At 65.9% G+C, this 7,801-nt stretch carries 8 protein-coding genes; 2 read left to right on the forward strand and 6 right to left on the reverse strand.

Annotated features, from left to right (window positions below):
• Positions 1-450: GIY-YIG nuclease family protein (locus tag OK17_RS21860; RefSeq protein WP_461418743.1), on the forward strand; the 450-nt coding region annotated here is incomplete at its 5' end.
• A 183-nt stretch (positions 451-633) separates the two neighbouring features.
• Here OK17_RS21860 and OK17_RS21865 read toward each other — a convergent pair.
• The 6 genes from OK17_RS21865 to OK17_RS21890 all read right to left on the reverse strand — a co-directional run bounded on the left by OK17_RS21865 (position 634) and on the right by OK17_RS21890 (position 6,802).
• Positions 634-954: a Rieske (2Fe-2S) protein gene (locus tag OK17_RS21865; RefSeq protein WP_461418744.1), complete on the reverse strand. Its 321-nt coding sequence runs from the start codon at positions 952-954 to the stop codon at positions 634-636.
• Entirely contained in the window at positions 951-3,449 is a 2,499-nt protein-coding gene (nirB, locus tag OK17_RS21870) for a nitrite reductase large subunit NirB (protein ID WP_461418745.1), read from the reverse strand. The genes OK17_RS21865 and nirB overlap by 4 nt, the downstream gene beginning before the upstream one ends.
• Positions 3,449-3,796, reverse strand: coding sequence for a molybdopterin oxidoreductase (locus tag OK17_RS21875; protein WP_232717912.1), 348 nt, complete (start codon positions 3,794-3,796; stop codon positions 3,449-3,451). Before OK17_RS21875 ends, nirB begins: the two co-directional genes overlap by 1 nt.
• A gap of 110 nt (positions 3,797-3,906) precedes the next feature.
• Complete coding sequence (locus tag OK17_RS21880) at positions 3,907-4,257, reverse strand: DUF2834 domain-containing protein (RefSeq protein WP_461418746.1); 351 nt, start codon at positions 4,255-4,257, stop codon at positions 3,907-3,909.
• A 5-nt stretch (positions 4,258-4,262) separates the two neighbouring features.
• Positions 4,263-5,879, reverse strand: a complete 1,617-nt coding sequence (locus tag OK17_RS21885; protein ID WP_461418747.1) for an FAD-dependent oxidoreductase — start codon at positions 5,877-5,879, stop codon at positions 4,263-4,265.
• Positions 5,879-6,802 carry an AurF N-oxygenase family protein gene (locus tag OK17_RS21890; RefSeq protein WP_154883103.1) on the reverse strand — a complete coding sequence of 308 codons (924 nt, stop codon included), beginning with the start codon at positions 6,800-6,802 and terminating at the stop codon, positions 5,879-5,881. The genes OK17_RS21885 and OK17_RS21890 overlap by 1 nt, the downstream gene beginning before the upstream one ends.
• 192 nt (positions 6,803-6,994) lie before the next feature.
• On the opposite strand from OK17_RS21890, the gene OK17_RS21895 reads away from it, so the two are divergent.
• The gene (locus OK17_RS21895) at positions 6,995-7,765 is read left to right on the forward strand and encodes an SDR family oxidoreductase (protein ID WP_461418748.1); all 771 of its coding nucleotides are present in this window, start codon (positions 6,995-6,997) and stop codon (positions 7,763-7,765) included.
• Positions 7,766-7,801: the final 36 nt, after the last annotated feature.

Genomic DNA, 7,801 nt, shown 5'->3' on the forward strand with positions numbered 1-7,801 from the left:
GCGAGGAGCGATAGCGACGAGCCTCGAAGGCCTGGTGACACACCATCGTCAGCATCCGGTGCATCCACAGACCCTCGCCTCTTCGTCGCACAGATCCACAAGCACATCAACCGCCCCGCATCGATGCGCTCCATACGTGATGATCCGGCAATGGCATGGGTCTACATCCTCGAGTGTGCGGGCGGCACGTACTACGTCGGGAGCACAAGGGATCTAATGAGGCGCCTCGAACAGCATGCGTCTGCTCAGGTCGGCGAGACGGCCAGACGACGCCCAGTCCGGCTCGTATGGTCCCAGGAACTCGACCTCGACGCGGCGTACCGAGCGGAACGTCGCATACACGGGTGGTCACGCGACAAGAAGAAGGCGCTCATCGACGGCGACTTCGAACGGTTGAAGTGGTTGTCGAAGCGGAAGCGAGTTCGCGACGGAGATTCGTCTGCTCGCTGAGGGACTCGCCGAAAGATGGTCGGGTCACCGCCTTCGAGGCTCGTCGCTTGCGCTCCTCGCACCTCAGGCAGCGGGACGGTCGTCGCTTGCGCTCCTCGCACCCTCAGGCAGCAAGGGGGCTCTCCACACCTATGGCGGCAGCGAGTGGAGCCGTCATAGTTCTCCCCTCGCTCAGCAAGCGGTTCACAACCAGACGACGATATCCCCGTCGCGTTCCTCGACGCGGTACACCGTCACCGGCGCGATTCCCTCCGACGTGCATGCGCCGTCGGCGAAGGTGAACGCGTACTGGTGGAGCGGGCAGACGATCCTGGCGGCGTCGAACTGACCGTCGGCCAACGGCCCGCCCCGATGCGGGCACACCGCATCGGTGGCGCGTAGCGTGCCGTCCGTCATGCGGAACACCGCGATCTGCTTGCCGTCCACGGCGTATGCGCGGCTCTCGCCCAGCGCGAGGTCGGCGACGGCCCCGATGACAACTCCGGGTTCGGCGATGCTGGTCATCGCACCGGCACCTGCGGCAACGGGAGCAAGGGCAGAGCAGGAGTGAACTGCGCCGGCGACTTCGGTTCAGCGCGGTCGAGCCAGGGGTCGACGTAGGCGGCGACCGCCTCGTCGATGCGCTCCTGCAACCCCGCGACCAGACCGTCACGGTCGTCGACGATGATTGCGCGCAGTTCCTCGATCCCGATGCGCGGCACGAACGCGTACGTCCGCTCGAGCCACTTGCCCTGTTCGCGGTAGTACTGGATGAAGATGCCGCACAGCCGGATCACCTCGTCGGGCGAATCCACGGTCGCGAGCAGGTCGCCCTCGCGGATGTGCGCTCCGGCGGCACCGCCAACGTAGATCTCCCACTTGCCGTCGCCGATCGCGACCACACCGAAGTCCTTGCACAGCGCCTCGGCACAGTTGCGCGGGCAACCGGTCACGGCGAGTTTGAGTTTCGCCGGCGACTCCAAACCCTGGTAACGGGTCTCGATGTCGATACCGAGCTGCGTCGAGTCGCCGAGACCGAAACGGCAGTAATCGGTTCCGACGCAGGTTTTCACGGTGCGGAAGGACTTGCCGTAGGCGTACCCCGACGGCATGCCGAGGTCCTCCCACACCTTGGGGAGGTCTTCCTTCTTGACGCCGAGAAGGTCGAGTCGCTGACCGCCGGTCGCCTTGATCATCGGGATCGAGTACTTCTCCGCGACGTCGGCGATCTTGCGCAGCTGCTCCGGTGAGGTCACCCCGCCCTTCATCTGCGGCACCACCGAGAACGTGCCGTCGCGCTGGATGTTCGCGTGCACACGGTCGTTGACGAACAACGCACCGGGCTCACGCTTCCAGTCCGATCCCCAGATGATCCGCAGCAGCGAGGCCAGCGGCATCTTCGCGGTCGCGTCCTCCCCTTCTGGGGCCAGCTTCTCGAAGACCTCGCTGACCGACCGCAGGTTCTGCCGGCGGATCGCGTCGATGAGTTCGGGTTTGGTGAGCGGTATCGCGGGGACATACCAGTCGGCCGAGGCGTCGGCGGTCAGGGCGTCGCCGGCCGCATACTCGACGATGTCGGCGACGAGCCCCTTGCACGACCCACATCCCTTGCCCGCCCGAGTCTTCGCGCACACCTCGCCGACGCTCGTGCAGCCCGACGCCACGCAACTCATGATGTCGCCCTTGGTGACCCCGTTGCAATTGCAGACCTGCACGTCGTCGGCGAGTTCGGCAGCACCGGTCTCCGCGCTCGGCGTCCCCATGTCGAACAGCATCGAGATGCGCTCGTCCGGCAACGGCACCTTCTCGTCGAAGGCCTGGGTGAGGAAGTTCGCCTTGGAAATGTCGCCGAGCAGCATCGCCCCGATCAGCTTGTTGTCGCGGACCACCACGCTCTTGTAGACACCGCTACGCGGTTCGTAGAACTGGACGAATTCGTCGTCGTCGCGCTCCGGGCCCTTGACGCCCATCGCCGCGACGTCGACACCCGCGACCTTGAGTTTCGTGGTCAACCGCGAACCGTGGTACTCGGCCTGAGGATTCGCGCCGGTCAGCACGTCGGCGAGGACCACCGCCTGCTCCCACAGCGGGGCGACGAGCCCGTACACCTCACTACGATGTTGGGCGCACTCCCCCACCGCGTAGATGAATGCCTCGTCCTCGCAACGCATCTGATCGTCGACGACGATCCCGCGTTCGACGACGAGCCCGGCCCCGCGCGCGATCTCGACATTCGGCCGGATGCCGGCGGTCACCACGATCATGTCGGCGGGCAGCGAATCCCCGTCGGTGAAGCCGACTCCCGCGACCGTCCCGTCGTCGTTGCGCAACACCGACGTCGTACGCTTTCCGGTGTGCACGCCGACGCCGAGAGATTCGATCTTGTTGCGCAACACGCGACCACCGCGCTCGTCGAGCTGCTGGTTCATCAGATGTCCGGGCGAGTGCACGACGTCGACGGCCACGCCCTGCGTCTGCAGGCCGTACGCGGCTTCGAGACCGAGTAGGCCACCGCCGATCACGACGGCCCGCATGTGGTCGCGCGAGGTCGCCATCTGCAGCATCCCGTTGGTGTCCTCGATGGTCCGGAACCCGAACACACCCCGGGCGAGCTTGCCGTCGGGTTCACGGAGACCGTCCATGTTCGGGAAGAACGTATGGGAGCCGGTCGCGATGATGAGGACGTCGAAATCGATGGCCCGGCCCGACGCGCACGTCACCGTCTTGGCGAACCGGTCGAGGGATTCGGCGCGGTCGCCGGCGTAGAGGGTGACGCCGTGCTCGCGGTACCAGGCCATCGGGTTCAGCATCAGATCGTCGTCGTCGACCGTCGCCTCACCGGCCAGGACATGGCTGAGCATGATGCGGTTGTAGTTGCCGTACGGTTCGTCGCCGATCATCGTGACGTCGAACTGGTCGCCACCGCCACGGGCGAGGATCTCCTCGACCGTGCGCGCGCCGGCCATACCGTTCCCGACGACCACCAGACGTCGTCGTTGCCGATCCGCGGAGTCCGCCATCAGAAGACGACCATCCCGAAGTCGACCACGACCTCACCGCTCGTGCCCTCGGGGGCCGCGATCACGAGTTCGAGGGTCGTGTCGGGGTCGACGTCCTCGACCACCCGCAACGGCACGTTGACCGACGACCGCGCCCCCATCGGGAACATCCGCATCGGCTCCCCGTCACGCATCAGCGTCACGCAGATCAACTCGTCGGAGCTGTTACCGCCGCGAAAGTACAACGGCTGCGCCGTCATTCCCGACGGCACCACGAACGTCAGCAACGGGTCGATCGGGCCAGACTTGGACAGGCCCGATCCCGCGAACGGGAAGACACCCTGCAGGAAGCGCGGAGTACTCGACATGCCGCCACTATCCGCGTGCCGCGTGAAATGCGACTTGCCAAGGTGTTACGGCAGCGTTGTCTGGTTCTCACGGCCGCTCCGCAACCCCGAGAGCAGCGACGATGTCCGATTCAGCGCCGCATCGCGCGTTCCCGAGCCAGGAAGAAGAACGGGATCGCCGTCGCGATGCCGACCCCGAAGGTGAGGATCACCGACGCGAACCACCACGGGATGATCCGCAACCGCCTGGCCTCGCCGAACGCCCACAGATGGAACGCGATCACCACGAAGAGCAGATCGACCATCGCGAATCGGCCCGGCGTCGTCTTCATGATGTCGCCGACGAAGAAGTCCTTCACCGATTGCGGCCCGTTGCGCTGGACGTACGGGATCGCGATCGCGTTCTGGGTGACCAGCGCGGTCACGAACACAGCGAACAGCGAACGCTCCCGCCACTTCTGGTTCATGTCCTCGTCCGCCATCGCCGCTAGCTCCGCCGCCACCCCGCCGCACCGACCATCTCGGCGACCTGGGTGAACTTCACGCGAGGACGACCCTGCTCGACGCCGCGACGACGTTCCCGCCGGTCGATCGCCCGCATGCCGCGGTAGCCGATGACGGTCCGAACCCGTTTGCGCACCAGGGCCGTGAACTCACCCTGGTCGCGCTCGGTGCGCTGCAGACGGTCCGACGCGGCGTCGGCGATGAAGTCTTCGACGGTTTCGGTGGCGCACTTCTTGTTCGCGCCGATCCCGCCGCTCGGTCCGCGCTTTGCCCAGCCCAGCACGTAACCGCCGGGAACGATCTCACCCGACTCGTCGGCGAGCCGGCCGTCGACGTTGCGGAAGATGCCGCGCTCGTCGTCGAAGGCCAGCCCGGGGATCGGGGTCGAGCGGTAGCCGATGGAACGCACGACGAGGTCGGCGGCGACGTGGTGCCGGCCCTCGCCGGTCCGGACGGTCACCGCCTGCACCTGCGGATTGCCGACGATCTCTTCCGGGGTGCTGTGGAACAGGAACACGATTCGACGCCGAGACGGGTCGGCGGGTGCGTTCAGCGACGGCACCTGCCCGTCAGACCCGTCGAACACCTCGACCTCGACGCCCGGGATCTCCGCCAGCGCACGGTATTCCGCTGCCGTGTAGGCAGCCGACGCCTGATCGCGACGACCCAACAGGACCACTTCGTGGACGTTCTGTTCGCGGAGGATCTCGAGGGCACGGTCGGCGATGTCGGTGGTGGCCAACAACTCCGGCGGCGACACGAGGATGCGTGCGACGTCGAGCGCGACGTTGCCCGTGCCGACGACGACCGCGCGACCCGTCGCCGGATCGTCGGCGGTTCCCCGACGCAGCGGCGGCCCCGCGTCGACACCGGGCACGCCGTTGTACCAGGCCACCAGGTCGGTGGCCGACGTCGAACCCGGCAGGTCCTCGCCCGGAATACCCAGGCGCCGTGACTCGCTGGCGCCGACGGCGTAGAACACCGCGTCGAAGTGCTCGGCGAGTTCGGCCGGGGTGACCTCGTTCGGGCCGTCGCCGACCGACACGTTGGTCAGCATGGTGACGCGGGGGTCGCGGTAGAGCAGGTCGAAGCCGCGGAGCACACCCTTGGTGCCTGCGTGATCCGGTGCCACACCGGCACGGACGAGCCCACCAGGAGTCGGCAGCTTGTCGATGACGGTGACGGTCGCCTCGGTGCGGTCGAGCAGGGTCCGCAACGCATACCCACCCGACGGCCCGGTGCCGACCAACGCAACCCGCAGTCCGGCAGGCAGTTTCGGGATGTCCGGGTAGGAGACGCCGGACCCCTCGTCGTCGGTCGGCGCGACCCAGCCCGACCGGATGTCGGGGTTGCGCTTGTAGTAGTCGGCGTTGATGTCGATGAACACCTTGTCGCGGGTGCCGAGCTTGTCCGCGGGATAGATGGCGTCGACCGGGCAGGCATCCGCGCAGGCGCCGCAGTCGATGCAGGCCTCGGGGTCGATGTGCAGGATGTCGGAGCTGCCGAAGCCGCGTTCCTCGGGCGTCGGGTGAATGCAGTTCACCGGACACACGGACACGCATGCCGCGTCGCTGCAACATGATTGGGTGATGACGAACATCAGAGCATGTGCGCTTTCCGGTAGTACCGCATGGCGGGCTTGGTGAGCAGGCCGACCTCGTCGAGGAACTCCATGAGGTGAACACAACTCGAGCGGATCATCGAGTGGAAGTGCGAGTTGTGCCGCATCTCGCGGACGGCACGGTCGGCGTCGAGGCCGGCATCGGCAAATGCCTTGCGCTGCACCAGACTCGTGACGATGTAGTACGCGCCGATGGACACCGCCAGAGCGCTGAACTGGCGTCGTGCCCAGCTCACGCCTTCCAGCGACTCACGCACCTCTTCACGCGCGAACTTCATGTGGCGCGATTCCTCGAGGACGTGGATCTCGTTGACCGTCCGGATGAAGTCGAGTACGCGGTCGTCGCGCATGCAGCCGCGCTGGAAGACGTCCAGAACTTCTTCGGCGACGAGAATCCCGGCGTAGGCGACCTCGTTCTTCGCGGTCTGCATGAAGATCTTGCCAAGGCGGGCGACCTTCTTCGAGGGCCGGTAGGAGGTGCCGACCATCTTCTCCGACGCCTTCGCGAACATCAGCGAGTGGCGGCATTCGTCGGCGACCTCGGTGAGCGCGAACTGGAACTCGGAGCCGTGGTAGTCGCCGAGGTACTGATCGCGGATGACCATCTCCTGCAGGATCATCTCGAACCAGATGCCGATGTTCATGATCGAGGCGAACTCGTGGCGGGTGACCGAGATCCGCTGCTCCTCGGTCAGTTCGTCCCAGTAGTCGGTGCCGTACAGCGACGACCACTCCGGGCTGCACCCGTACTTGGTCGGGTCCATCGGCTTCGACCAGTCGATCTCGGTCATCGCGTTCCGGGACAGGCGGGCGGCCGACGCCATGAGACGTGCGGAAACCTCCTCGGTGCCCTGGTCACGCATGCTGATGACGTTCTCGGTTCGTTCCATCGCGGCAGTCATGCGAACTCGCCTTCCGGTCGTCGTCGACCATGACAATGATCGATGTAATGACAATGTGTGTTGTCAAGATAGCACCGCAGTGTGACGCAGTAAACGGATCGATGAATATACTGGCGAGTAAGTTCGATGCACGACGCGGTTGTCGCAGGTCAGCGCCGTCGATGCCGTCACCGATCAACCATGGGGGTTCACATGTCATCCATCTTCATCACCGGCGGAGCAGCCGGGATCGGCCTCGCCACCGCCGAACGGTTCGACCGCGAGGGATGGACGATCGGCGTCTACGACGTCGATACCGACGCCCTCGCGAAGGTGAAGGCCGACCACCCCGACTGGATCACCGGCACCCTCGACGTCCGCGAACCGGAACAGTGGGCCGACGCTCTCGCCGAGTTCACCTCCCACACCGGCGGCACGCTCGACGTCCTCGACAACAACGCCGGCATCCTGCACGAGGGCAAGATCAACGACATCACACCCGAGCAGATCAAGCGCCAGATCGACATCGACGCACTCGGCGTCGCCCTCGGTGCGCAGGCCGCCTACCCGTATCTGAAGAAGACCCCGGGTGCGCATCTGGTGAACATCGCATCTGCGTCGGCGATCTACGGACAGCCCGGCATCGCCGTCTACTCGGCCACCAAGTTCTTCGTCGGCGGGTTCACCGAGGCCCTCGAACTCGAGTGGGAGCACGACGACATCCGCGCCGTCAGCATCTGGCCGCTGTGGGCCAAGACCGCGCTGGCCACCGGCGGCGCCAAGTCCACCAAGACCCTGGGCATCCGCATCACCCCCGAGCAGGTCGCCGACAAGGTCTGGGAATCCGTGCACCCCACCCGCCAGGACAAGCTGCTGCACCGCACCAGCTACTCCGTCGGCGCGCAGACCCTCTTCCTCGGCAACGCCGCGAAGTTCATCCCGAACTTCCTCAACCGGACCGTCAACAAGTTCATCGCGCAGTAGCCTCCTCCGCAAACCCACCCCTTTTCGCCAAACCCA

The organism is Gordonia sp. GN26 (assembly GCF_054823965.1).

Coding starts and splice junctions, on each gene's coding strand:
- OK17_RS21885 (WP_461418747.1), bottom strand. CDS start 5,879: ATGTTCGTCATCACCCAATCATGTTGCAGCGACGCGGCATGCGTGTCC.
- OK17_RS21890 (WP_154883103.1), bottom strand. CDS start 6,802: ATGACTGCCGCGATGGAACGAACCGAGAACGTCATCAGCATGCGTGAC.
- OK17_RS21880 (WP_461418746.1), bottom strand. CDS start 4,257: ATGGCGGACGAGGACATGAACCAGAAGTGGCGGGAGCGTTCGCTGTTC.
- OK17_RS21895 (WP_461418748.1), top strand. CDS start 6,995: ATGTCATCCATCTTCATCACCGGCGGAGCAGCCGGGATCGGCCTCGCC.
- OK17_RS21865 (WP_461418744.1), bottom strand. CDS start 954: ATGACCAGCATCGCCGAACCCGGAGTTGTCATCGGGGCCGTCGCCGAC.
- OK17_RS21875 (WP_232717912.1), bottom strand. CDS start 3,796: ATGTCGAGTACTCCGCGCTTCCTGCAGGGTGTCTTCCCGTTCGCGGGA.
- nirB (WP_461418745.1), bottom strand. CDS start 3,449: ATGGCGGACTCCGCGGATCGGCAACGACGACGTCTGGTGGTCGTCGGG.